Origin of the sequence: Serratia sp. PAMC26656, assembly GCF_016469055.2 — a bacterium.
Lineage (GTDB): Bacteria > Pseudomonadota > Gammaproteobacteria > Enterobacterales > Enterobacteriaceae > Serratia > Serratia plymuthica.
The window spans coordinates 2,385,688-2,408,924 of record NZ_CP150486.1; the positions used below are offsets into that span (position 1 = coordinate 2,385,688).

At 54.4% G+C, this 23,237-nt stretch carries 25 protein-coding genes and 1 other annotated feature; of the genes, 22 read left to right on the forward strand and 3 right to left on the reverse strand.

Annotation, left to right across the window (positions count from 1 at the left end):
* Nucleotides 1–58: 58 nt before the first annotated feature.
* The gene (locus tag JEM67_RS12265; protein WP_199639060.1) at nucleotides 59–1,192 is read left to right on the forward strand and encodes an ABC transporter substrate-binding protein; all 1,134 of its coding nucleotides are present in this window, start codon (nucleotides 59–61) and stop codon (nucleotides 1,190–1,192) included.
* Between the two features lie 38 nt (nucleotides 1,193–1,230).
* Here JEM67_RS12265 and JEM67_RS12270 read toward each other — a convergent pair whose 3' ends face one another.
* Entirely contained in the window at nucleotides 1,231–1,917 is a 687-nt protein-coding gene (locus tag JEM67_RS12270; protein ID WP_233527865.1) for a MarC family NAAT transporter, read from the reverse strand.
* A 136-nt stretch (nucleotides 1,918–2,053) separates the two neighbouring features.
* On the reverse strand, nucleotides 2,054–2,272 hold the full coding sequence (locus JEM67_RS12275; RefSeq protein ID WP_013812630.1) for a hypothetical protein: 219 nt from the start codon (nucleotides 2,270–2,272) through the stop codon (nucleotides 2,054–2,056).
* A gap of 377 nt (nucleotides 2,273–2,649) precedes the next feature.
* Here JEM67_RS12275 and thrS point away from each other — a divergent pair, with 377 nt between their 5' ends.
* The 8 genes from thrS (at nucleotide 2,650) to ihfA (ending at nucleotide 9,955) form a co-directional block, all read left to right on the forward strand.
* Nucleotides 2,650–4,578, forward strand: coding sequence for a threonine--tRNA ligase (gene thrS / locus JEM67_RS12280; protein WP_013812632.1), 1,929 nt, complete (start codon nucleotides 2,650–2,652; stop codon nucleotides 4,576–4,578).
* Nucleotides 4,579–4,581: 3 nt separating this feature from the next.
* Entirely contained in the window at nucleotides 4,582–5,133 is a 552-nt protein-coding gene (gene infC, locus JEM67_RS12285; RefSeq protein ID WP_013812633.1) for a translation initiation factor IF-3, read from the forward strand.
* A 98-nt stretch (nucleotides 5,134–5,231) separates the two neighbouring features.
* A complete protein-coding gene (gene rpmI / locus JEM67_RS12290; RefSeq protein ID WP_004943591.1) occupies nucleotides 5,232–5,429 on the forward strand; it encodes a 50S ribosomal protein L35 in 198 nt (65 codons plus the stop codon).
* A gap of 43 nt (nucleotides 5,430–5,472) precedes the next feature.
* Nucleotides 5,473–5,829: a 50S ribosomal protein L20 gene (rplT, locus tag JEM67_RS12295; RefSeq protein ID WP_004943595.1), complete on the forward strand. Its 357-nt coding sequence runs from the start codon at nucleotides 5,473–5,475 to the stop codon at nucleotides 5,827–5,829.
* Between the two features lie 113 nt (nucleotides 5,830–5,942).
* Nucleotides 5,943–6,065 (forward strand) — a sequence feature (Phe leader region).
* Nucleotides 5,947–5,991 (forward strand): pheST operon leader peptide PheM, encoded by a 45-nt coding sequence (pheM, locus tag JEM67_RS12300; protein WP_121608962.1) that lies wholly within the window; start codon nucleotides 5,947–5,949, stop codon nucleotides 5,989–5,991. Its footprint overlaps the feature before it by 45 nt.
* Nucleotides 6,066–6,268: 203 nt before the next feature.
* Nucleotides 6,269–7,252, forward strand: coding sequence for a phenylalanine--tRNA ligase subunit alpha (gene pheS, locus JEM67_RS12305; RefSeq protein ID WP_199639062.1), 984 nt, complete (start codon nucleotides 6,269–6,271; stop codon nucleotides 7,250–7,252).
* 14 nt (nucleotides 7,253–7,266) lie between these two features.
* On the forward strand, nucleotides 7,267–9,654 hold the full coding sequence (gene pheT / locus JEM67_RS12310) for a phenylalanine--tRNA ligase subunit beta (RefSeq protein ID WP_199639064.1): 2,388 nt from the start codon (nucleotides 7,267–7,269) through the stop codon (nucleotides 9,652–9,654).
* A 4-nt stretch (nucleotides 9,655–9,658) separates the two neighbouring features.
* Nucleotides 9,659–9,955 (forward strand): integration host factor subunit alpha, encoded by a 297-nt coding sequence (gene ihfA, locus JEM67_RS12315; RefSeq protein WP_004943604.1) that lies wholly within the window; start codon nucleotides 9,659–9,661, stop codon nucleotides 9,953–9,955.
* 212 nt (nucleotides 9,956–10,167) lie between these two features.
* Here ihfA and JEM67_RS12320 read toward each other — a convergent pair whose 3' ends face one another.
* Nucleotides 10,168–10,296, reverse strand: coding sequence for a hypothetical protein (locus tag JEM67_RS12320; RefSeq protein ID WP_013812635.1), 129 nt, complete (start codon nucleotides 10,294–10,296; stop codon nucleotides 10,168–10,170).
* Between the two features lie 232 nt (nucleotides 10,297–10,528).
* Here JEM67_RS12320 and JEM67_RS12325 point away from each other — a divergent pair, with 232 nt between their 5' ends.
* From JEM67_RS12325 to JEM67_RS12385, 13 genes are all read left to right on the forward strand, one after another.
* Complete coding sequence (locus tag JEM67_RS12325; protein WP_199639066.1) at nucleotides 10,529–10,984, forward strand: DUF2502 domain-containing protein; 456 nt, start codon at nucleotides 10,529–10,531, stop codon at nucleotides 10,982–10,984.
* 175 nt (nucleotides 10,985–11,159) lie between these two features.
* On the forward strand, nucleotides 11,160–12,167 hold the full coding sequence (gene btuC / locus JEM67_RS12330; RefSeq protein WP_004943610.1) for a vitamin B12 ABC transporter permease BtuC: 1,008 nt from the start codon (nucleotides 11,160–11,162) through the stop codon (nucleotides 12,165–12,167).
* A 41-nt stretch (nucleotides 12,168–12,208) separates the two neighbouring features.
* The gene (locus tag JEM67_RS12335; RefSeq protein WP_199639068.1) at nucleotides 12,209–12,760 is read left to right on the forward strand and encodes a glutathione peroxidase; all 552 of its coding nucleotides are present in this window, start codon (nucleotides 12,209–12,211) and stop codon (nucleotides 12,758–12,760) included.
* Between the two features lie 19 nt (nucleotides 12,761–12,779).
* Complete coding sequence (gene btuD / locus JEM67_RS12340; RefSeq protein ID WP_199639070.1) at nucleotides 12,780–13,535, forward strand: vitamin B12 ABC transporter ATP-binding protein BtuD; 756 nt, start codon at nucleotides 12,780–12,782, stop codon at nucleotides 13,533–13,535.
* A 388-nt stretch (nucleotides 13,536–13,923) separates the two neighbouring features.
* Nucleotides 13,924–15,078 (forward strand): UDP-4-amino-4-deoxy-L-arabinose aminotransferase, encoded by a 1,155-nt coding sequence (gene arnB, locus JEM67_RS12345; protein WP_199639072.1) that lies wholly within the window; start codon nucleotides 13,924–13,926, stop codon nucleotides 15,076–15,078.
* Nucleotides 15,065–16,045, forward strand: coding sequence for an undecaprenyl-phosphate 4-deoxy-4-formamido-L-arabinose transferase (arnC, locus tag JEM67_RS12350; protein ID WP_199639074.1), 981 nt, complete (start codon nucleotides 15,065–15,067; stop codon nucleotides 16,043–16,045). The genes arnB and arnC overlap by 14 nt, the downstream gene beginning before the upstream one ends.
* The gene (gene arnA, locus JEM67_RS12355) at nucleotides 16,045–18,027 is read left to right on the forward strand and encodes a bifunctional UDP-4-amino-4-deoxy-L-arabinose formyltransferase/UDP-glucuronic acid oxidase ArnA (protein WP_199639375.1); all 1,983 of its coding nucleotides are present in this window, start codon (nucleotides 16,045–16,047) and stop codon (nucleotides 18,025–18,027) included. Before arnC ends, arnA begins: the two co-directional genes overlap by 1 nt.
* Nucleotides 18,024–18,929, forward strand: a complete 906-nt coding sequence (gene arnD, locus JEM67_RS12360; RefSeq protein ID WP_199639076.1) for a 4-deoxy-4-formamido-L-arabinose-phosphoundecaprenol deformylase — start codon at nucleotides 18,024–18,026, stop codon at nucleotides 18,927–18,929. Before arnA ends, arnD begins: the two co-directional genes overlap by 4 nt.
* The gene (gene arnT / locus JEM67_RS12365; RefSeq protein WP_199639078.1) at nucleotides 18,926–20,590 is read left to right on the forward strand and encodes a lipid IV(A) 4-amino-4-deoxy-L-arabinosyltransferase; all 1,665 of its coding nucleotides are present in this window, start codon (nucleotides 18,926–18,928) and stop codon (nucleotides 20,588–20,590) included. Before arnD ends, arnT begins: the two co-directional genes overlap by 4 nt.
* Nucleotides 20,587–20,934 carry a 4-amino-4-deoxy-L-arabinose-phosphoundecaprenol flippase subunit ArnE gene (gene arnE, locus JEM67_RS12370; protein ID WP_199639377.1) on the forward strand — a complete coding sequence of 116 codons (348 nt, stop codon included), beginning with the start codon at nucleotides 20,587–20,589 and terminating at the stop codon, nucleotides 20,932–20,934. Before arnT ends, arnE begins: the two co-directional genes overlap by 4 nt.
* Nucleotides 20,931–21,323, forward strand: a complete 393-nt coding sequence (gene arnF / locus JEM67_RS12375) for a 4-amino-4-deoxy-L-arabinose-phosphoundecaprenol flippase subunit ArnF (protein WP_004943631.1) — start codon at nucleotides 20,931–20,933, stop codon at nucleotides 21,321–21,323. Before arnE ends, arnF begins: the two co-directional genes overlap by 4 nt.
* A gap of 173 nt (nucleotides 21,324–21,496) precedes the next feature.
* Nucleotides 21,497–21,961, forward strand: a complete 465-nt coding sequence (locus JEM67_RS12380) for an NlpC/P60 family protein (RefSeq protein WP_004943635.1) — start codon at nucleotides 21,497–21,499, stop codon at nucleotides 21,959–21,961.
* Nucleotides 21,962–22,018: 57 nt separating this feature from the next.
* Nucleotides 22,019–23,032: a lipoate--protein ligase A gene (locus tag JEM67_RS12385; RefSeq protein WP_199639080.1), complete on the forward strand. Its 1,014-nt coding sequence runs from the start codon at nucleotides 22,019–22,021 to the stop codon at nucleotides 23,030–23,032.
* Nucleotides 23,033–23,237: the final 205 nt, after the last annotated feature.

Sequence of the window (23,237 nt, forward strand, 5' to 3'; positions counted from 1 at the left end):
AATAGAAGCCATTCTCATTATTATTTACCGAGAATTTTTCTACGCTAAGGAGCTTTACGTGCATCGTCGAATCACCCTGCTGGCATTGGCCTGCGCCTGCGTTTTATCTGCTCAGGCGATGGCGACCACCTATCCGTTGACCCTGACCGACACTTCCGGTGAAAGCGTGACGATTAAACAAGAGCCGAAACGCGTTGTGGTGCAGGACGGGCGCGATATTTTGACGCTGGCTTTGCTTGATCGCGCCGATCCCTTCACCCGGCTGGTGGCGTGGAACAACCTGCTGAAGAAAAGCGACGGTGAAACCTGGAAAATCCTGCAGAGCAAATGGCCTGAGGCGAAGAACATTATCGATATGGGCTTCAGCGACAAGGGCGAGATCAATCTGGAAAGCGTGATAGCGAAACACCCCGATCTGATGGTGGCGCAGTTGCGTTCCAAACCGTCGTTGAGCCAGACCGGCGTACTGGACAAGCTGAAAGCGTTGAACATTCCGGTGTTGTTTATCGATACCATGCTGAAGCCGGTGGAAAACACCCCGAAAAGTATCCAACTGTTGGGGGAGACCCTGAACCGCGAGAGCGAAGCGAAGCAATACACCGATTTCTACCAGCAGCATTATCAGAGCATCCTCGATAAAACCAAAACGGTGGAGCCAAAGCCGCTGGTGTTTATCGAAGCGAAAGCCGGTTTGAACGGGCTTGAGTCTTGCTGCTTCACGCATTCGCACGTCGGCTGGGGTGGGATGGTCGAAGCCGTGGGTGCTCGCAACCTGGGTTCCGAACTGCTGCCCGGTGCCACCGGCGACGTCTCGCTTGAAAAAGTGATCAGCATGAAGCCGGATGCCTATATCGTTTCCGGCTCCCAGTGGGCCAGCAAAACCAATGCTGCGGTGCCCTTTGGTTATGGCGTTACCCAGCAGCAGGTTGACGAGGCTTTCAACCGCATGAAACAGCGTCCGGGTTTTGCCCAACTCTCGGCGGTGAAAGAGGGCCGTTTCTACGGCATTTACCACAACTTCTATAATCACCCGTACAACATCGTTGGGTTGGAGTATCTGGCGAAGTTTATCTACCCGAATCAGTTCACCGCGTTGGATCCGGCGAAAACCTATAGCGAGATCCTCAGCCGCTTTACCGAAGTGCCGGAAGGCAAGGGGATTCTGGGTGCTCAGGCACCGGTAGGGAAGTAAGCATAGCGGGCGCGGTTCACTGAGCCGCGCCCGTTTTATCAGGCCGCAGGTGTGTAGGTGGAGATAATCTCCAGCACGCCGTTGATAATGAACTGCACGCCCATACACACCAGCAGGAACCCCATCAGGCGCGAGATCGCTTCAATCCCGCTCTTGCCCACCAGACGCATAATGGCACCGGAGCTTCTCAGGCAACCCCAGAGTATTACCGCTACCGACAGAAAAATCGCCACCGGCGCCACCAACAGTACCCAGTGCTCAAATCCCAGCGTGTTAGCTTTAATGCTCGACGCCGAACTGATGATCATGGCGATGGTGCCGGGACCGGCGGTGCTTGGCATGGCCAGTGGCACGAAGGCGATGTTGACCGAGGTTTTTTTGCGCAACTCGTTTGACTTGGTTTCCACCTCCGGCGCATTTTCTGCACTTTGCTGCGGAAAAAGCATGCGAAAACCGATAAACGCCACAATCAGCCCGCCGGCGATGCGCAGGCCGGGAATGGAGATACCGAAGGTGTTCATGACCAACTGACCGGCGTAGAACGCAACTGTCATGATGAGGAAAACATAGACCGACGCCATCAGCGACTGCTGATTGCGCTCTTCACGTGTCATATTGCCCGACAGGCCGAGCAACAACGCCACGGTGGTAAGCGGGTTGGCAAGCGGCAGTAACAGCACCAGACCCAATCCGATGGCCTGGAATAACTGCATGATACTCGACATAAAGCAGACCCCTGTTTTCAGTTAACGCCGTAATGCAGCGCAAAATAGTAGAGTAGCCTGCCGGGAGATCACGGGCAATGGTGAGAGAGGGATATCATGTGAAAATACACCATGTTGACGGTGTATGCGGCCCCGATCAGCCCCGTGTATCGGGTGGCATCAATTCAGGTGCCGTGTCGTCGGAGGCGTCGTCGTTCACACAGTCGTTGGCAATGTCCGGGGTATCTTCGCACTCCATCGGCGGTTCGTTGACCGCAATGGCTCGTGGGTGGCGATCGGTGCCGAGGTGAAGCAGAGTGAAACTCGCCACCAGCACTACGCAGACGCCAACAAGTAACTTGAATAACCGGTTCATGATGCGAGGGTATGTCTCAATTCAGCCGTTAGTGGCGACAGAATAGCGGTAGCGGGCAAGCTTCGCCATAGCTGATTTACGCAATGTTATTACTTGCTCATTGCGGATAAACCGTTCACCAAGATTTTAAAATACGCCGGCCGGCAAATGAGCGCGAGCCTGACAAACTCTCCGGTAGATGGCGCGCTAATCATAGTGTTACACTGCCCGTTCCGTTATGGCGTCGCACCATGGCACACCGTAAATTGTGTGCTTATGAGGGTACATATTTGGCAGAGTGAAGCTGAATAGCGTTCATAACAACATGTAGTTAAACGATATTGTATTTCTTCATGTGATCTGTCGTGTGGGTCACCACTGTAGATAAGGAATCATTAATGCCTGTTATTACTCTTCCTGACGGAAGTCAGCGTCATTTCGACCGCGCCGTTTCCCCCCTGGATGTTGCCCTTGATATCGGCCCTGGTTTGGCCAAAGCCTGTATTGCCGGCCGTGTAAACGGTGAACTGGTTGATGCCGGCGATCTGATCGAATCCGATGCGCAACTGGCGATTATCACCATCAAGGACGCCGAAGGCCTGGAAATCATGCGCCACTCCTGCGCGCACCTGTTGGGCCATGCTATCAAGCAGCTGTGGCCGGACACCAAAATGGCTATCGGCCCGGTGATCGACAACGGTTTCTACTATGACGTTGATATTGACCGTACCCTGACGCAGGAAGACCTGGATCTGCTGGAAAAGCGGATGCATGAGTTGGCCGATAAAGATTATGACGTCATCAAGAAAAAGGTCAGCTGGCAAGAAGCCCGCGACACCTTTGCCGCACGTGGTGAAAACTACAAAGTGGCGATTCTGGATGAGAACATCAGCCATGACGACCGTCCTGGCCTGTATCACCATGAAGAATATATCGACATGTGCCGCGGTCCGCACGTGCCGAACATGCGTTTCTGCCATCACTTCAAACTGCAGAAAACCTCGGGCGCCTACTGGCGTGGCGACAGCAAAAACAAAATGCTGCAGCGTATCTACGGTACTGCCTGGGCAGACAAGAAACAGCTGAATGCCTACCTGCAGCGTCTGGAAGAAGCCGCCAAGCGTGACCATCGCAAGATCGGCAAGCAGCTCGACCTGTATCATATGCAGGAAGAAGCGCCGGGTATGGTGTTCTGGCACAACGACGGCTGGACGATTTTCCGCGAGCTGGAAGCCTTTGTGCGCATGAAGCTCAAAGAGTACCAGTATCAGGAAGTGAAAGGGCCATTTATGATGGACCGTGTGCTGTGGGAAAAAACCGGCCACTGGGAAAACTATAAAGACGCCATGTTCACGACCTCGTCGGAAAACCGCGAGTACTGCATCAAGCCGATGAACTGCCCGGGACACGTGCAGATTTTCAACCAGGGCCTGAAGTCTTACCGTGACTTGCCGCTGCGTATGGGCGAGTTCGGCAGTTGCCACCGCAACGAACCTTCGGGTTCTCTGCATGGCCTGATGCGCGTGCGTGGTTTCACTCAGGATGACGCCCATATCTTCTGTACAGAAGAGCAGGTGCGTGCCGAAGTGAACGAATGCATCAGAATGGTCTATGATGTTTACGGCACCTTTGGCTTCGAAAAGATTGCAGTTAAACTCTCCACCCGCCCTGAGAAGCGCATCGGCACTGACGATATGTGGACTCGTGCGGAAGAGGATCTGGCTGCTGCGCTGACCGAAAACGGGATTCCGTTTGAATATCAGCCGGGTGAGGGCGCCTTCTACGGACCAAAAATTGAATTTACTCTGCATGATTGTTTGGATCGTGCATGGCAATGTGGTACCGTGCAGCTCGATTTCTTCTTACCGGGCCGTTTAGGCGCGTCGTATGTTGGCGAAAACAACGATCGCGTGGTACCGGTAATGATTCACCGTGCTATTTTGGGCTCCATGGAGCGTTTCATCGGTATCCTTACCGAAGAGTACGCAGGGTTTTACCCAACCTGGATTGCTCCGGTGCAGGTGGTGGTGATGAATATCACCGATAGCCAGTCTGATTATGTCCAGCAATTGACCAAAAAACTGCAAGATGCAGGGATTCGTGTTAAAGCGGACTTGAGAAATGAGAAGATTGGCTTTAAAATTCGCGAACATACTTTACGTCGGGTTCCTTACATGTTGGTGTGCGGTGATAAAGAGGTCGAATCAGGCAAAGTTGCCGTTCGTACCCGCCGTGGCAAAGACCTGGGAAGCCTCGACGTAAACGAAGTCGTAGACAAGCTGCTGAAAGAGATTCGCAGCCGTAGTCTTCATCAACTGGAGGAATAAAGTATTAAAGGCGGAAAACGAGTTCAACCGGCGCGTCCTAATCGCATTAACAGAGAAATTCGCGCGCAAGAAGTTCGCCTAACCGGCGTCGATGGCGAGCAGATTGGTATTGTCAGTCTGAATGAAGCTCTTGAAAAAGCTGAGGAAGCGGGCGTTGATTTAGTAGAAATCAGCCCAAATGCCGAACCGCCAGTTTGCCGAATCATGGATTACGGCAAATTCCTCTACGAGAAGAGCAAGTCGACCAAAGAACAGAAGAAGAAGCAAAAAGTCATTCAGGTCAAGGAAATCAAATTCCGTCCTGGTACCGATGATGGCGACTATCAGGTCAAACTACGCAACCTGATTCGCTTTCTGGAAGATGGCGATAAAGCCAAAATCACCCTGCGTTTCCGCGGACGTGAGATGGCGCACCAACAGATCGGTATGGAAGTGCTTAATCGCGTCCGTAAAGACCTGTGTGAAGATTCTGATTTGGCCATTGTCGAATCCTTCCCTACGAGGATCGAAGGCCGTCAGATGATCATGGTGCTCGCACCGAAAAAGAGACAGTAAAGGCTTCCAAGTAATCAAACCCGCGCAGCGCTTGCGTTGTGTGGGTTTTATTCGCCTTACTGATCGTTGTTTAACAATGCGAAGTGGATTTAATTAAAATGCCAAAGATTAAAACTGTACGTGGTGCAGCCAAACGCTTCAAAAAAACCGGCAGCGGTGGTTTTAAGCGCAAGCATGCTAACCTGCGTCATATTCTGACCAAAAAAGCAACCAAGCGTAAACGTCACCTGCGTCCGAAAGGCATGGTGTCTAAAAACGATATGGTCCTGGTTGTTGCGTGCCTTCCGTACGCATAAGCCATTTTTTTTGAATCCAGAATAAGACTTTAGGAGAGAGCATATGGCTCGCGTAAAACGTGGTGTAATTGCACGCGCACGTCACAAGAAAATTTTAAAACAAGCGAAAGGTTACTACGGTGCCCGTTCGCGCGTTTATCGTGTTGCCTTCCAGGCAGTAATCAAAGCAGGTCAGTATGCTTACCGTGACCGTCGTCAACGTAAGCGTCAGTTCCGTCAGCTGTGGATTGCACGTATCAACGCAGCAGCTCGTGTGAACGGCCTGTCTTACAGCAAATTCATTAACGGCCTGAAAAAAGCCTCTATTGAAATTGACCGTAAGATCCTGGCTGACATCGCAGTCTTCGACAAAGTGGCCTTCGGCGCACTGGTTGAGAAAGCGAAAGCAGCACTGGCGTAAGTCAGTAAAAGAGGGAGCTTGCTCCCTCTTTTATCTTTGTTTTTCAGTACAAATATTGACTTTTATTGACCGCCGCTATATCACTGGTGGGCAATCAATCGACAAGGTTAAGCAATCATGCACGCTGTTATTTTTCGTTTCTTTTTTTACTTTAGCGCCTGATCTCAGGAGGCTTTGCGCGTAAGAAAAGAAACGAAAAGTAGCGCCTAAGCCTCCCCTGTGGAGGCTTTTTTGTTTTTGGCCATACCCTTTGTCTTTCAAACTACAGCGGCGTTGGCCGCGTGTGTTCACCCCAGTCACTTAGTTATCTAAGCTCCCGGGGATTCACCCACTTGCCGCCTGGCTGTAGCTTGAAATCCTGTGGGTATGACATAGGCCAGATAACATACAATTATCAGTCATTACTTAGGGCCATACCGGCCAGAGGAAGAGGAAAGCAATGCCACATCTCGCAGAGCTGGTTGCCAATGCTAAAGCAGCCGTAGAAGATGCCCAGGATGTTGCCGCGTTGGATTTGGTACGCGTCGAATATTTAGGCAAGAAAGGCCATTTTACCTTGCAGATGCAATCGCTGCGTGACGTGCCGGCGGAAGATCGCCCGGCGGCCGGGGCGGTGATCAACCAGGCAAAACAAGCGGTGCAGGATGCGCTGAACGCGCGTAAAAACACGTTGGAATCCGCTGCGCTGAACGAGCGTCTGGCTGCAGAGACTATTGACGTTTCCCTGCCAGGCCGTCGTATGGAAAATGGCGGGCTGCATCCGGTGACCCGCACCATCGATCGTATCGAAGCCTTCTTTGGCGAACTGGGCTTCTCAGTCGAGACCGGACCGGAAATTGAAGACGATTATCATAACTTCGACGCGCTGAACATCCCCGGGCACCACCCGGCGCGCGCCGATCACGACACCTTCTGGTTCGATGCCACGCGCCTGCTGCGCACTCAGACTTCCGGCGTGCAGATCCGTACCATGAAGAGCCAACAGCCGCCAATTCGCATTATTGCGCCGGGTCGCGTTTACCGTAACGATTACGACCAAACGCACACCCCGATGTTTCATCAGATGGAAGGCCTGATTGTCGACAAAGACATCAGCTTCACCAATCTGAAGGGCACGCTGCATGATTTCCTGAATAACTTCTTTGAAGAGGACTTGCAGGTTCGTTTCCGTCCGTCGTACTTCCCGTTTACCGAACCGTCCGCTGAAGTGGACGTCATGGGCAAAAACGGTAAGTGGCTGGAAGTTCTTGGCTGCGGCATGGTGCATCCGAACGTTCTGCGCAACGTGGGCATCGACCCGGAAATCTATTCCGGCTTTGCTTTCGGCATGGGCATGGAGCGTCTGACGATGTTGCGTTATGGCGTCACCGACCTGCGCGCGTTCTTCGAAAACGATCTGCGTTTCCTCAAACAGTTTAAGTAAGGCGGGAATATCACATGAAATTCAGTGAACTCTGGTTGCGCGAGTGGGTAAACCCGGCCATCAGCAGCGAAGCATTATCCGATCAAATCACCATGGCCGGCCTGGAAGTGGACGGCGTGGAGCCAGTAGCCGGCGTCTTCAACGGCGTGGTGGTTGGCCATGTGGTTGAATGCGGTCAGCATCCAAATGCGGACAAACTGCGCGTGACCAAGGTTAACGTAGGCGGCGACCGCTTGTTGGATATCGTCTGCGGTGCGCCGAACTGCCGGACTGGCCTGAAAGTGGCCGTTGCCACCGTGGGCGCAGTGCTGCCGGGCGATTTCAAAATCAAAGCCGCCAAATTACGTGGCGAACCTTCTGAAGGCATGCTCTGCTCGTTCTCCGAATTGGGCATTTCCGGCGATCACGACGGTATTATCGAACTGCCGGAAGATGCGCCGATTGGCACCGACATCCGTGAATACCTGAAGCTGAACGACAACACGATCGAAATCAGCGTGACGCCTAACCGCGCCGACTGTCTGGGCATCATCGGCGTAGCGCGTGATGTTGGCGTGCTGAATCAGGTGGCACTCACCGAACCGGACATGAGCCCGGTTGCCGCCACTATCGATGATACGCTGCCGATCCGCGTTGATGCGCCGCAGGCGTGCCCGCGTTACCTGGGTCGCGTAGTCAAAGGCATCAACGTTAAGGCTGCCAGCCCGCTGTGGATGCGTGAGAAACTGCGTCGTTGCGGCATCCGCTCCATTGACGCGGTGGTTGACGTTACCAACTACGTGCTGCTGGAACTGGGTCAGCCAATGCACGCCTTCGACCTGAGCCGCATTGAAGGCGGTATCGTGGTGCGTATGGCCGAAGAAGGGGAAACCCTGACGCTGCTGGACGGCAATGAAGCCAAACTGAATGCAGACACCCTGGTGATTGCCGATCACCAAAAAGCGCTGGCGATGGGCGGCATCTTTGGTGGTGAACATTCAGGGGTGAATGACGAGACCCAGGATGTGTTGCTGGAGTGCGCCTTCTTCAGCCCGCTGTCGATTACCGGCCGTGCGCGTCGTCAGGGCCTGCACACCGACGCTTCACATCGCTATGAGCGTGGCGTTGACCCTGCGCTGCAGTACAAGGCGATGGAGCGCGCTACCCGCCTGCTGATTGATATCTGCGGCGGCCAGGCCGGCCCGGTTATTGATGTCACCACCGAAAGCGAATTGCCAAAGCGCGCCACTATTACGTTGCGCCGTGAAAAGCTGGATCGTTTGATTGGTCATGTGGTACCAAGCGAGCAGGTGAGCGATATTCTGCGTCGTCTGGGTTGTCAGGTGACCGAGCAGGGCGATAACTGGCTGGCGGTGGCGCCGAGCTGGCGTTTCGATATGGAAATCGAAGAAGACCTGGTAGAAGAAGTCGCGCGCGTTTATGGCTACAACAATATTCCTGACGTGCCGGTACGTGCCGATCTGGTCATGACCAAGCACCGCGAAGCCGATCTGACGCTGAAACGCGTGAAAACTCTGCTGGTCGATCACGGTTTCCAGGAAGCGATCACCTACAGCTTCGTTGATCCTAAAGTGCAGGCCTTGCTGCACCCGGGCGAAGAGGCGTTGATCCTGCCAAGCCCAATCTCGGTAGAGATGTCGGCTATGCGTCTGTCATTGTGGACCGGCCTGCTGTCTGCGGTGGTGTATAACCAGAATCGTCAGCAAAGCCGCCTGCGCCTGTTTGAAAGCGGGTTGCGCTTTGTGCCTGATACTGCGGCAAATCTGGGTATCCGTCAGGATGTCATGCTGGCAGGGGTGATTGCGGGCCATACGCATGAAGAACACTGGGATCTGGCGCGTAAGCCGGTCGACTTCTATGATTTAAAAGGCGATCTGGAGTCGGTACTCGAACTGACCGGTAAATTATCCGAAATTCAGTTCAAAGCCGAGGCCAATCCGGCATTGCATCCTGGGCAAAGCGCGGCGATTTATTTACAGGGTGAACGCGTAGGTTTCATCGGTGTGGTTCATCCGGAACTTGAACGTAAACTGGATCTTAACGGCCGTACAGTGGTGTTCGAACTGGAGTGGAACAAGGTCGCAAGCCGCGCCGTGCCTCAGGCGCGGGAGATTTCTCGCTTCCCGGCAAACCGCCGCGATATCGCCGTTGTGGTGGCTGAAAACGTCGCCGCAGAAGATATTTTGGCAGAGTGTAAGAAAGTTGGCGCAAATCAGGTAGTTGGCGTAAACTTGTTTGATGTGTACCGTGGCAAGGGCGTAGCGGAGGGCGATAAGAGCCTGGCTATCAGTCTGGTATTGCAGGATACCGCTCGTACACTGGAAGAAGAGGAGATAGCCGCTACCGTTGCAAGATGCGTAGAGGCTCTAAAACAGCGATTCCAAGCATCCTTGAGGGATTGAACCTATGGCGCTTACTAAAGCTGAAATGTCAGAACACCTGTTTGAAAAGCTTGGGCTTAGCAAACGGGATGCCAAAGACCTGGTAGAACTGTTTTTCGAAGAGGTACGTCGTGCTCTCGAGAACGGTGAGCAGGTTAAACTGTCAGGTTTTGGCAATTTTGATTTGCGTGACAAGAACCAACGTCCTGGGCGTAACCCGAAGACTGGCGAGGACATTCCGATTACGGCGCGCCGCGTGGTCACTTTCCGTCCGGGACAAAAGCTGAAAAGTCGGGTAGAGAACGCCAGCCCGAAAGAGTAAGTTGCATGAAACCAAAAAGGCCGCTTTGCGGCCTTTTTCTTTTTTTGAGTTAAATTAGGCGTATTCTTAAATTATGCCGCCACGATATTTTTCAGGTGGTGATATTAATCCCTCTTGTTCAGACTAAAATAATATGTTTGTTGCGGATTATTCTTATGGCTATTTTGTGTTAATTACTTTTTGAATAAAAAAAGGGCCGAGGCCCCTGATGGTTAATAATGATTATAGTAGTGACCCGGTCCGCCGCCACGGTGCCCGCCGCCGTGTGGGCCGAAGCAGCAGGCGCTGAGCGCGGAAGCCAGTACGGCAACGGTCAATAACATTCCAATGCGCTTAATCATAATAATGTCTCTCCGGTGGTTGTTGGCTTAATTATAAATAGCCTGGTGGCGATAAGTACGTCAGTTATTTGTTAAAGGTTGTCAGCAATTATATTAATTAAACGGCAGGGCTGGAGTGTATGGATTTCGTAAGGGAGATGAAAACGATCTGAAAATAGGCATTGGTGAGATAGGCGCTAAATAAATGCGCTGATATAACCACTCAAGCGAGAAAATAAAGTGAGAACATAAAATGAAAAAGTTCCTGTTGCTGGTTTGTTTACCGTTGCTGCTGCCGGTGGCTGCGCAGGCGGATGTCTCTATTGATATCAACGTGCCGGGCGTTTCGGTACATCTGGGCGATCAGGACCGCCGGGGCTATTATTGGGATGGTTACGACTGGCGTCCGCCGCAGTGGTGGCATGCTCATCAGGGCCGCGGCATGGGTGAGCGGAATAACCATGGCATGTACTGGGACGGAGGCCGTTGGCAACCGAAGCCACCGCGTGGTTATGAGCACCGTGGCCCGGATCGCGACGGTAATCCGTTCCGTGGCGAACGCGATAATCATGATAACGGCAACCGCCATGACAATGGTCGTGGTAACGAGCAGGGCCGCAGTAACGATCAAGGCCGTGGCAATGACAATAGCCGCGGTCACGGCAATGGCGAACCCTATCCGCCGAACGGCAATGGCCCGCGCCCTTAATTAATTTTACAGCGGCTGTTTTTGCCATCACCTGTGGGTGACGGGCAGACGCAGCCGCCGTTTTCCTGTCATTGTGCTTATGCAATGCTTCCCCTTCTGGCGCTAACCCCCTAATATTTGACCCAGACGTCAATCATTCGGCCGTAAATACGGCCTGCAGGGAATCGCCGCGCCAATGCTGACCAGCCAAACCTTTTCTTTATTGCTCCAAAACCAACGCACTCGCGACAAACGCCATCTGTGGCTGTTGATGCTGGGCGTTGCGGTGGCTTTTGTTTTCAGCCTCAGTGCCGGCGATATCTGGCTTTGGCCCTCACAGTGGCTGAGCGAGCCCGCGCAGCTGTTTGTCTGGCAGTTGCGGTTGCCGCGTGCGCTGGCTGTGATGTTGGTAGGCGCCAGCTTGGCGGTGGCCGGGGCAGTTATGCAGGCGTTGTTCGAAAACCCCTTGGCCGAACCGGGCCTGTTGGGAGTCGCGAACGGCGCCGGCGTGGCGCTGGTGCTGACGGTGTTGCTGGGCAACGGTTTGCTGCCGGTGGCGCTGATGAGCCTGAGCGCCATCGTCGGCGCGTTAATCATGACTTTTCTGCTGCTCAGTTTTGCCCGCCGTCGGCGGTTAACCAATGCGCGCTTGCTGTTGGTGGGGGTTGCGCTGGGCATCGTTTGCAGCGCGGTGATGACCTGGGCGGTGTACTTCAGTTCCAGCCTGGATCTGCGCCAACTGATGTATTGGATGATGGGCGGGTTTGGCGGTGTTGACTGGCGGCAAAAGTGGTTGGTGCTGGCCCTGCTGCCGGTACTGCTTTGGTTGTGTTGCCAAGGCAAGGCGCTGAACTTTATGGCCCTGGGGGAGATTCAGGCGCGTCAGCTCGGGCTCTCTTTGCATCTGTGGCGCAACCTGTTGGTGTTGGCGATTGGCTGGCTGGTGGGCGTCAGTGTGGCGCTGGCCGGGGTGATTGGTTTTGTCGGACTGGTGATCCCGCATATGCTGCGCCTCAGCGGTCTGACCAACCAGCGTTACCTGCTGCCCGGATGCGCGCTGGCCGGTGGCGGCGTGTTGCTGGCGGCTGATGTGGTGGCGCGCATCACCCTGTTGTCGGCAGAATTACCCATTGGGGTGGTAACTGCCACCCTCGGAGCACCGTTATTTATCTGGTTACTGACCCGGGTAAAAAGCGTAAGGTAGTTTCTTCTGTTCACCTGCAAACAAAACAAGAGGATAAAGCTATGTCTCAACCTATCTATGACATTCCGGTAAACACTATCGAAAATCAATCTACCACCTTGGGCGAATTTGAAGGCAAAGCGCTGTTGGTGGTTAACGTGGCGTCGGAATGTGGCTTGACCAAGCAATATGAAGGGCTGGAAGCCTTGTACGAAACCTATCGGGCCCAGGGTTTTGAGGTGCTGGGCTTCCCGTCCAATGAGTTCCTGGGGCAGGAACCCGGCAGCAATGAAGAGATCCTGGCGTTTTGCCGCGGAACCTTCGGCGTACAGTTCCCGATGTTCGCCAAAATTGAAGTGAACAGCGACGACCGCCATCCGTTGTATCAGGCGTTGATTGCCGCAAAACCGCAGGCGGTCGCGCCAGAGGGCAGCGAGTTCCTGACGCGTATGAGCAGCAAAGGCCGCGCACCGAAGCAAACAGGCGATATCCTGTGGAACTTTGAAAAGTTCCTGATTGGGCGCGATGGTCAAGTGATCGAGCGTTTCTCGCCGGACACGACGCCGGAAGATCCGACGCTGGTAGCCGCTGTCAAACAGGCGCTGGCCGGATAACAAGGAGCGGTAATCCATCATGCTGCAGCTCAGTCAGGTTGGGGTAGAAGGGCGTTTGGCCCCGTTTTCAGCGCAGGTTGATGCTGGGTTGCAGTATCACCTTATCGGCCCGAACGGCGCCGGTAAAAGTACGCTGCTGGCTCGGCTGGCGGGCATGCTGCCCGGTTCAGGGGAACTCTTGCTGGCGGGGCAACCGCTGGCCGGCTATCAGGGGAGTGAACTGGCGCTGCGTCGCGCTTACTTAAGTCAGCAGCAGCCCCCTGTCGCGTTGATGCCCGTGTTCCAATACCTGGCATTACACCAACCGGCGGGCGCCGCTGAAACTGCGGTGGAGAGCACCATCCTCTATCTTTGCCAACGTTTAAAGCTGATGGATAAATTGCCACGTATGCTGACTCAGCTTTCTGGCGGTGAATGGCAACGGGTGCGTCTGGCTGCGGTGTTGCTTCAGGTGTGGCCGACGGTTAACCCCTACAGCCAACTGCTGCTGCTGGACGAACCGACCAATAGTCTGGACGTGGCGCAGAAGGTAGCACTGGATCGCCTGTTGCGTGAGTTTTGCCAGAGCGGTCGCAGTGCTTTGGTTTGCGCGCACGATCTCAACCATACTTTGCAGCAGGCCGATCGGGTTTGGCTGTTGCACGCCGGCCGGCTGGTCGCGCAGGGCGTTACACGAGAAGTGATGGAACCGGTATTGCTTTCACAGATTTATGACGTCGACTTTCATCTGCAGGCGGTTGGCGATCAGCGCTGGATCATGACCAAGACGGCGTAGCGCGAAAATCGGCTTAAACGTAAATTAAACGGACCCGATATAAATAGACGGCTAACCTTAAGCCGTTATTTCTTTTTCTCTTTTAAATTAACTCCCCCGCCTTGAAAACCGTCGCTGACGTGCTACGCTGATTTAGTTCAAATAAAATAAGTAAGTAATTATTTATAAGTATAATTAATTGATTTTAATGAATTATTTATTCCTTGATGATGAATCTCTTAAATCTGATAGCCAACTGGCAATTAATCTTACCTTAAGGTTTAGTTAAGCTTGCGGCCGTACATTGGCAACCAATCCACCAGGAACGATTCTCTCTGGCGTTTAATATTCGTTAAATGAAAGAGATCTACAGTGTCATTAAAGAAATTTGATACGTTTGGGGTTAACTATGGATGAATTTTTACCTTTTTCTCGCCCTGCCATTGGCGACGAAGAGATCGCAGCGGTAGAAAAGGTATTGCGCTCTGGCTGGATCACCACCGGGCCGCAGAATCAGCAATTGGAAAACGAATTCTGCTCCACCTTCGGATGTAAACACGCCATAGCCGTTTGTTCCGCCACTGCGGGCATGCACATCACCCTGATGGCGCTGGGCATTGGCCCGGGTGATGAGGTTATCACACCTTCGCAAACCTGGGTTTCCACCCTCAATATGATTGAATTGCTTGGCGCAACGCCGGTGATGATTGATGTTGATCGCGATACGCTGATGGTCAGTGCCTCCGATGTCGAAGCGGCCATTACGGCTAAAACCAAAGCCATTGTCCCGGTGCATTACGCCGGTGCGCCGTTGCAGATGGACGCTTTGCGCGATGTGGCAGCGCGCCACAACCTCCCCCTGATCGAAGATGCTGCCCATGCGGTGGGTGCCCGTTACAACGGCGAGTGGGTCGGCGCACGCGGCACGGCAATTTTTTCCTTCCATGCGATTAAAAACCTGACCTGCGCCGAGGGTGGCCTGATTGCCACCGACGACGATGCGCTGGCCGATCGCGTGCGTTGCCTGAAGTTCCACGGACTGGCGGTTGACGCCTTCGATCGCCAACAACTGGGGCGCAAGCCGCAGGCAGAGGTGGTGGAACCGGGCTACAAATACAACCTTTCGGATATTCACGCGGCCATCGCTGTCGTGCAGTTAGCTCGTCTGCCGCAGTTGAACGCCCGTCGCAAAGCGCTGGCCCAGCGTTATTTGGCCGCGCTGGAAGGTTCGCCTTTCCAGCCGCTGGGGCTGCCTGATTACCCGCATGATCACGCCTGGCATCTGTTTATGGTGCGTGTTGATGCCGAACGTTGCGGCATCGATCGCGACCAGCTGATGGAACGCCTGAAGGCGTTGGGTATCGGTACCGGTCTGCATTTTCGCGCTGCCCATACCCAAAAATTTTACCGCGAACGTTATCCGCAGCTGTCGTTGCCGAACACCGAATGGAACTCGGCGCGTCTGTGTACCTTACCGTTATTCCCTGATATGACCGACGGCGATGTAGATCGCGTGGTCAACGCCTTATCTTCTGTTGTGGAGTCGTTACGTGTCTCGCGTTGAACCGATAAAAAAAGTTTCGGTGGTGATCCCGGTATACAACGAGCAGGAAAGTTTGCCCGCCTTGCTTGAGCGTACTACCGCCGCCTGTAAACAACTGACTCAGCTTTATGAAATTATCCTGGTCGATGACGGCAGCAGCGACGACTCCGCCGATATGCTGACCGCTGCGGCAGAACAACCGGGCAGCTGCGTGATTGCCGTTCTGCTGAACCGTAATTACGGCCAACATTCGGCGATCATGGCCGGCTTCAATCAGGTGAGCGGCGATTTGGTGATTACGCTGGACGCCGATTTGCAAAACCCGCCGGAAGAGATCCCGCGCCTGGTGCGGGTCGCAGAAGAGGGTTATGACGTCGTGGGTACCGTGCGCGCCAACCGTCAGGACTCCTGGTTCCGCAAAAGCGCCTCACGCATCATCAATATGATGATCCAACGTGCCACCGGTAAATCGATGGGCGATTACGGCTGCATGTTGCGCGCCTACCGCCGGCATATTATCGAAGCCATGTTGAATTGCCACGAACGAAGCACCTTTATCCCAATCCTGGCGAACACCTTTGCCCGGCGTACCACCGAAATCGACGTGCTGCACGCCGAACGTGAGTTTGGCGATTCCAAATACAGCCTGATGAAGTTGATTAACCTGATGTACGACTTGCTCACCTGCCTGACGACAACGCCGCTGCGTTTGCTCAGCGTTGTAGGCAGCGTGGTGGCGCTCTCAGGTTTTGTGCTGGCGGTAGTGCTGATCGCCCTGCGTTTGATTATGGGGCCCGAATGGTCGGGCGGCGGGGTGTTCACGCTGTTTGCGGTGCTGTTTACCTTTATTGGCGCTCAATTTGTCGGCATGGGTCTGTTGGGAGAATACATAGGTCGTATTTATACCGACGTACGCGCTCGTCCTCGTTATTTTGTTCAGAAAGTGGTCGGCGAACAGCCGGTTCACAATACTCAGGAAGAAGAATGATGAAAGCTATTGTATTTGCTTACCATGATATTGGCTGCGCGGGTTTGAAAGCGCTGACTGACGCAGGCTATGACGTTCAGGCGGTATTCACGCATACCGACGATCCTGGTGAGAACAACTTCTTCTCCTCCGTAGCCCGTTTAGGCGCTGAATTGGAGTTGCCGGTCTATGCGCCGGAGGACGTTAACCACCCGTTGTGGATCGAGCGCATCCGTCAGATGCAACCGGACGTTATTTTCTCATTCTATTACCGCAACCTGTTGAGCGATGAGATCCTGTCGCTGGCACGGCTTGGCGGGTTCAACCTGCACGGCTCGTTGCTGCCGCGCTACCGCGGCCGCGCACCGGTGAACTGGGCGCTGGTCAATGGCGAAACCGAAACCGGCGCTACGTTGCATAAGATGGTCAAACGCCCGGACGCCGGGGATATCGTTGGCCAGCGCAAAGTGACGATCGCCGCTGACGATACGGCGCTGACGCTGCATAAAAAAGTGCTGGAAGCGGCACAGACGCTGCTGAAAGATGAACTGCCTAAGCTGAAAAACGGCACCGCCTCATTCACTGCGCAAAATGAAGCCGACGCGAGCTATTTTGGCCGTCGCACCGCAGCAGACGGTGAAATTTTGTGGCATAAATCCGCACAGGAAATCAACAACCTGATCCGTGCGGTCACCGAGCCTTACCCCGGTGCATTCAGCTACCTTGGCCAGCGTAAACTGATCGTCTGGCGTGCCCGCGTGCTGGATGCCCAGCATGATAAACAACCGGGCACCGTGCTCAGCACCTCACCGCTGATCATCGCTTGCGGTGAAGGTGCGCTGGAAATCGTTGCCGGGCAAAACGAGGCAGGTCTGTACGTGCAGGGCAGCCGTCTGGCGCAGGAAATGGGCATTGTGACCGATGTGCGCCTGGCCGCGAAGGCCAATGCGGTCATGAAACGCAGAACCCGCGTGTTGATCTTGGGCGTTAACGGTTTTATCGGTAACCACCTGACAGAACGCCTGCTGCGTGACGATCGTTACGATATTTACGGTCTGGATATCGGCTCTGATGCCATCAGCCGTTTCCTGGATAATCCGCGCTTCCACTTTGTGGAAGGGGATATCAGCATTCACTCCGAGTGGATCGAGTATCACATCAAGAAATGCGACGTGGTGCTGCCGCTGGTAGCCATTGCAACGCCTATCGAATACACCCGCAATCCGCTGCGCGTGTTCGAGCTGGATTTCGAAGAAAACCTGAAAATCGTCCGCGACTGCGTGAAATACAATAAGCGCATTATCTTCCCGTCCACCTCCGAGGTGTACGGCATGTGCGACGACAAAGAATTTGATGAAGACCACTCGCGTCTGATTGTCGGGCCGATCAACAAACAGCGCTGGATTTACTCGGTATCCAAGCAGTTGTTGGACCGAGTGATCTGGGCATACGGCGCCAAGGAAGGGTTGAAGTTCACCCTGTTCCGTCCGTTTAACTGGATGGGCCCACGCCTGGATAATCTGGATGCGGCGCGTATCGGTTCATCACGTGCTATCACCCAGTTAATCCTCAATCTGGTGGAAGGTTCGCCGATCAAACTGATGGACGGCGGGGCGCAAAAACGCTGCTTTACCGACATCAACGACGGTATCGAAGCGCTGTTCCGCATTATCGAAAACCGCGACGGTTTGTGTGACGGTCAGATCGTCAATATCGGTAACCCGACCAATGAGGCCAGCATCCGTGAACTGGCGGAAATGCTGCTTGAGAGTTTCAACAATCACCCGTTGCGCGACAGCTTCCCGCCGTTTGCCGGCTTTAAGGATGTAGAAAGCAGCAGCTATTACGGTAAAGGGTATCAGGACGTTGAGCACCGTACGCCGAGCATCAAGAATGCCCGTCGCCTGCTGGGTTGGCAGCCGACCATTGCGATGCAGCAGACCGTTGCCGATACGTTGGATTACTTCCTGCGCACTACCGTCCAGGAAGGTAAAGGTGCATGAAGAAAGTCGGCCTGCGAGTTGATGTAGATACCTTCAGCGGTACCCGTGAAGGGGTGCCGCAGTTGCTGGAACTGTTCGACAAGTACGATATTCAGGCCAGTTTCTTCTTCAGCGTAGGACCGGACAATATGGGGCGCCATCTGTGGCGCCTTTTCCGTCCGAAATTCCTGTGGAAAATGCTGCGTTCGAACGCCGCGTCACTGTATGGCTGGGATATCCTGCTGGCAGGTACCGCCTGGCCGGGGCGCAATATTTCCCGCAAGTTGGGGCCGTTGATGAAACGTACCGCCGAGGCCGGGCATGAAGTGGGGCTGCACGCGTGGGATCATCAGGGCTGGCAGGCGAACGTCGGCCGCTGGTCTGAGGCGCAACTGACGCAGCAGGTTCAACGGGGTGTGGATGCACTAACCGCCAGTACCGGCCAGCCGGTAAAATGCTCGGCGGTAGCCGGCTGGCGTGCGGATACGCGGGTGCTGGAGGTGAAGCAGCGTTTCGGTTTTCACTATAACAGCGACTGTCGCGGCACCCACCCATTCCGCCCGCAGTTAAGCGATGGTCGTCTGGGCACCGTGCAGATCCCGGTTACGTTACCCACTTTTGACGAGGTGATTGGCAGTGAAGTCAGTATGGCCGACTTCAACGATTACATTCTGCAAGCCATTGAAAACGACCAGGGCGTGCCGGTGTATACCATTCATACCGAAGTAGAAGGGATGTCGCAGGTAGCGATGTTCGAACAGTTACTGCAGCGCGCGCAACGACAGGGCATAGCATTCTGTCCGTTAAGCAAACTGCTGCCGCACGATTTGGCTTCATTGCCATTGGGCCGCATCAAGCGTGCTCCTTTCCCCGGCCGCGAAGGTTGGCTGGGTTGTCAAACCGATGTGAAGGACGATTCATGAAGGCGCTAAAAGGATCATGGGCCATCTTGCTGGCCATTTTTTTTGCTCTGGTTTACCTGATTCCCCTCAATGGGCGCCTGCTGTGGCAACCTGATGAAACCCGCTATGCCGAAATCAGCCGCGAGATGTTGCAGCGTGGCGACTGGGTAGTGCCCAATCTGCTTGGCCTGCGTTATTTTGAAAAACCGGTAGCCGGTTACTGGTTTAACAACATCAGCCAATGGCTGTTTGGCGAGACCAACTTTGCGGTGCGTTTCGGCTCGGTATTCAGCACCGGCATGACCGCGCTGCTTGTATTTGCGCTGGCGATGCTGATGTGGCGCAATGCGCGCCGCGCCAGCCTGGCGGTGCTGATTTTCCTGTCGATGGTACTGGTGTTCAGCATCGGTACCTACAGCGTACTGGATCCGATGATCTCACTGTGGCTGGCCGCAGCGATGGTCAGTTATTACCTGACGCTGAAAGCCACCACGGTCAAAGGTAAGCTGGGCGGTTACGTGTTGCTGGGTTTGGCCTGCGGCATGGGCTTTATGACCAAGGGGTTCCTGGCGCTGGCGGTGCCGGTGATTGCGGTGATCCCGATTGTCATTCAGCAACGGCGGATTAAAGATCTTCTTATTTACGGCCCGGTGGCGATCGTGGTGGCGGTGTTGCTCAGCCTGCCCTGGGCGCTGGCCATTGCCCAGCGAGAACCGGACTTCTGGAACTACTTCTTCTGGGTGGAGCATATTCAGCGCTTCGCCGAGGACAACGCGCAGCATAAGGCACCGTTCTGGTACTACATTCCGATTCTGTTTGCCGGGGTGCTGCCGTGGGCGGCGTTGCTGCCAGGGGCGCTGATCAAAGGCTGGCGTGAACGCATCAATCGCCCTGAGCTGTTTTTCCTGTTCAGTTGGGTAGTGATGCCACTGATCTTCTTCAGCATCGCCAAGGGTAAGCTGCCGACCTATATTCTGCCGTGCATGGCGCCGCTGGCGCTGTTGATGGCGGCCTATGCCGAGGATTATGCGGCTGCACTGCGCAGCAAGGCATTCAAAGTCAATGCGCTGCTGAACGGATTGTTTGGCGCGATCGGCGTATTGGCGCTGTTGGTTATCGGTAGTGGTCTGTTACCCAAGGTGCATTTGTTTAGCGCCCAGGAATGGCCGAAGATAGTGATCGGCATTATCGCCTTTGCCGGGTGGTTACTGTTCGCCGTGGTGTCGGTGCGTGATAATGCACGCCGCTGGCGCTGGGCTGCCGCCTGTCCGTTGCTGCTGTGTCTGCTGATTGGCTATGCGATTCCGCAACAGGTGACCGATTCCAAGTTGCCGCAAAACTTCGCACGGGTGAACATGGCAGAATTAAGCCATAGCCGCTATGTGCTGACAGACAGCGTGGGGGTAGCCGCCGGCCTGGCCTGGGAACTGAAGCGCAGCGACGTGCTGATGTTCAGCGAGAAGGGCGAAGTGTCTTATGGTCTGGACTACCCGGATGCCCGCAGCCATTTCATCAGCGATGAAGATTTCCCGCAGTGGTTGGCACAGGCGCGCAAGCAGGGCGATGTCTCGCTGGTATTGCAATTGTCGAGAGGGGATCACGTGCCGAAAAACTTACCGACCGCAGACAAGATTATTGAGATGAACCGCCTGGCGCTGGTTTGGTATCAACAGCAACCATGATGATCGGTTACCTGTTGGTGATTGTGGTCAGTCTGCTCACCTGCGGTGGGCAGCTGTGTCAGAAACAGGCCGCTCTGTGCTGGCAATTGCCGCCGGACGTCAGACGGGGGCCAACGCTGCGCTGGCTGACGCTGGCGGTGTTGCTGCTGGGGGCCGGCATGGCGGTGTGGCTCAACGTGTTGCAACGTTTGCCGCTCAGCCTGGCGTACCCGATGCTCAGCCTGAATTTTGTGCTGGTGACGCTGGCTGCCCGCTGGCTGTTTCAGGAACCGACCACTTTGCGCCACTGGTGTGGCGTAGCGTCCATTATGCTGGGGATCCTGTTGATGAGTGTACACCCATGAGGGGCTACGCCTGGGGCGCTGCCAGCGTATTGTTGGTGACGCTGGCGCAGCTGTTGATGAAGTGGGGCATGGCGCAGATCCCGCTGATGTCGTTCGCCGACGTGACATTGGCGCTGCTCATGCATTACTGGTTGCCGCTGCTGGCGGTGGGTTGCGGTATTTTTGGCTATGCGTTGTCGATGCTGTGCTGGTTCTTTGCGCTGCATCATTTGCCGCTCAACCGCGCTTATCCGCTGTTGAGCGTCAGCTATGCGCTGGTGTACCTGGCTGCGGTGATCCTGCCCTGGTTTAATGAATCCGCCACCCTGCTGAAAACGCTGGGCACGCTGTTTATCCTGTTTGGGGTGTGGCTGATTAACAGCAAGGCCGGGGTAAAAACGGCCCAATAGCGCAAAAATTGGCGCCAACGCGATTATCTCCTTCACAGTGCTTGCCTTTTTCCCCATGCGGGAGATAAATTAGCGCCAAATAGCTCTCTCCTAACGTGGCGCCGACTTTGCCTCGCTGGCGGTGTGGTTGACCGTGCGGCATGATGCGGCAACGGGTTCAATGAAGGGATATTATGCGGATGCGTGTTTGGTTTTTATTAGCCAGTTTAATTCTTGCCGGTTGCAGCAGCCATGCGCCGCCGCCAAGCGGCCGGTTGGCCGACTCGATCGTGGTAGTGGCTCAATTGAATGAGCAACTGCGGCAATGGTACGGCACGCCATATCGTTATGGCGGGATGGATCGCGGCGGTGTCGACTGCTCCGGATTTGTCTATCGCACCTTCCGTGACCGTTTCGATATGCAATTGCCGCGTTCTACCGAAGAGCAAACCGAGCTCGGCACAAAAGTCTCGCGTGATGAATTGATGCCGGGCGATCTGGTGTTTTTCAAAACCGGCGCGGGTGAAAATGGTTTACACGTGGGTATCTACGATACCAACGATCAATTTATCCATGCCTCAACCAGCCGCGGCGTTATTCGCTCCTCGCTGGACAATGTCTATTGGAAGCGAGCCTACTGGCAGGCGCGACGCATTTAACCTTAACTCTTTGATTCGGTGTATCATGGCGGCATCACGTCCTTAACGGTGACTGCCATGAATAGCCTACGCTTACTGATTTCCGACTCCTACGATCCCTGGTTCAATCTGGCCGTGGAAGAGTGCATCTTCCGCGAGATGACCACGCAGAAAATCCTGTTCTTATGGCGCAACGCCGAAACCGTGGTCATTGGCCAGTCACAAAACCCGTGGAAAGAGTGCAACACCCGACGGATGGAGCAGGATGGGATCCGGCTGGCGCGGCGCAGCAGCGGGGGCGGAGCGGTATTTCACGATCTGGGCAACACCTGTTTTACCTTTATGGCGGGGAAGCCCGGCTACGATAAAACCGTCTCCACCGGCATTATTCTGGCGGCGCTGACACGATTGGGGATCTCCGCCACGGCTTCAGGGCGAAATGATCTGGTGATCGACACCGCAGAGGGCGTGCGTAAAATATCCGGCTCGGCCTACCGTGAAACTCAGGATCGCGGGTTTCACCATGGCACGTTATTACTGAACGCCGATCTAAACCGCCTGGCGGATTACCTTAACCCGGACCCCAAAAAATTGCAGGCCAAGGGTATCAGCTCAGTACGCTCTCGTGTCGCCAACCTGGCGGAGTTCAGGCCTGATATCAACCACCAACAGATATGTGATGCTGTGACTCAGGCATTCTTTGAGCATTATGGTGACACCGCCAGGGCGGAAATCATCTCCCCCGATGTTTATCCCGATTTGCCGGATTTCGCCGCGCAGTTCGCCAGACAAAGCAGCTGGGAATGGAATTTCGGCAAAGCGCCTGCATTTAGCCATTTACTGAATGAGCGCTTTGCCTGGGGCGGGGTGGATATCTTCTTTGATGTGGAAAAGGGAGCCATTGACCGGGCGCAGATTTTTACCGATAGCCTTAACCCTGCGCCGTTGCAACAGTTGGCAGAGCGGCTGGTGGGATGCGCCTACCGCAGTGAGGCTGTGGCAAGTTGTTGCGACAGTTTGATCGCGCAGTTTCCCGAACATGCCGCCGAGTTGGCTGAACTGCGGCAATGGTTGGTCGAGACAATCAGATAACATTCAGGCTTCAATTATCCTGGGATGAGGCAGTTCATCCCTTTTTACGTCGTGCGGCCCCTACTTTCTTGTTGTATCTCATCGTCAAAAAAGGCGTAAATGCAGACTCAGCATAAATTCGCTAAAAATCAAGGTGGGCATTTTTTGGGTTGTTTCAATGCTGAGAATAACGCAGTGAATTGATGTGTTATCGAATTTAATCAGT

What these genes read in the sequence shown, in the direction of transcription:
- JEM67_RS12270 (WP_233527865.1), bottom strand. Translation starts at nt 1,917, where the DNA reads ATGTCGAGTATCATGCAGTTATTCCAGGCCATCGGATTGGGTCTGGTG.
- JEM67_RS12275 (WP_013812630.1), bottom strand. Translation starts at nt 2,272, where the DNA reads ATGAACCGGTTATTCAAGTTACTTGTTGGCGTCTGCGTAGTGCTGGTG.
- thrS (WP_013812632.1), top strand. Translation starts at nt 2,650, where the DNA reads ATGCCTGTTATTACTCTTCCTGACGGAAGTCAGCGTCATTTCGACCGC.
- rpmI (WP_004943591.1), top strand. Translation starts at nt 5,232, where the DNA reads ATGCCAAAGATTAAAACTGTACGTGGTGCAGCCAAACGCTTCAAAAAA.
- rplT (WP_004943595.1), top strand. Translation starts at nt 5,473, where the DNA reads ATGGCTCGCGTAAAACGTGGTGTAATTGCACGCGCACGTCACAAGAAA.
- pheS (WP_199639062.1), top strand. Translation starts at nt 6,269, where the DNA reads ATGCCACATCTCGCAGAGCTGGTTGCCAATGCTAAAGCAGCCGTAGAA.
- pheT (WP_199639064.1), top strand. Translation starts at nt 7,267, where the DNA reads ATGAAATTCAGTGAACTCTGGTTGCGCGAGTGGGTAAACCCGGCCATC.
- ihfA (WP_004943604.1), top strand. Translation starts at nt 9,659, where the DNA reads ATGGCGCTTACTAAAGCTGAAATGTCAGAACACCTGTTTGAAAAGCTT.
- JEM67_RS12320 (WP_013812635.1), bottom strand. Translation starts at nt 10,296, where the DNA reads ATGATTAAGCGCATTGGAATGTTATTGACCGTTGCCGTACTGGCTTCC.
- JEM67_RS12325 (WP_199639066.1), top strand. Translation starts at nt 10,529, where the DNA reads ATGAAAAAGTTCCTGTTGCTGGTTTGTTTACCGTTGCTGCTGCCGGTG.
- btuC (WP_004943610.1), top strand. Translation starts at nt 11,160, where the DNA reads ATGCTGACCAGCCAAACCTTTTCTTTATTGCTCCAAAACCAACGCACT.
- JEM67_RS12335 (WP_199639068.1), top strand. Translation starts at nt 12,209, where the DNA reads ATGTCTCAACCTATCTATGACATTCCGGTAAACACTATCGAAAATCAA.
- btuD (WP_199639070.1), top strand. Translation starts at nt 12,780, where the DNA reads ATGCTGCAGCTCAGTCAGGTTGGGGTAGAAGGGCGTTTGGCCCCGTTT.
- arnB (WP_199639072.1), top strand. Translation starts at nt 13,924, where the DNA reads ATGGATGAATTTTTACCTTTTTCTCGCCCTGCCATTGGCGACGAAGAG.
- arnA (WP_199639375.1), top strand. Translation starts at nt 16,045, where the DNA reads ATGAAAGCTATTGTATTTGCTTACCATGATATTGGCTGCGCGGGTTTG.
- arnD (WP_199639076.1), top strand. Translation starts at nt 18,024, where the DNA reads ATGAAGAAAGTCGGCCTGCGAGTTGATGTAGATACCTTCAGCGGTACC.
- arnT (WP_199639078.1), top strand. Translation starts at nt 18,926, where the DNA reads ATGAAGGCGCTAAAAGGATCATGGGCCATCTTGCTGGCCATTTTTTTT.
- arnE (WP_199639377.1), top strand. Translation starts at nt 20,587, where the DNA reads ATGATGATCGGTTACCTGTTGGTGATTGTGGTCAGTCTGCTCACCTGC.
- arnF (WP_004943631.1), top strand. Translation starts at nt 20,931, where the DNA reads ATGAGGGGCTACGCCTGGGGCGCTGCCAGCGTATTGTTGGTGACGCTG.
- JEM67_RS12380 (WP_004943635.1), top strand. Translation starts at nt 21,497, where the DNA reads ATGCGGATGCGTGTTTGGTTTTTATTAGCCAGTTTAATTCTTGCCGGT.
- JEM67_RS12385 (WP_199639080.1), top strand. Translation starts at nt 22,019, where the DNA reads ATGAATAGCCTACGCTTACTGATTTCCGACTCCTACGATCCCTGGTTC.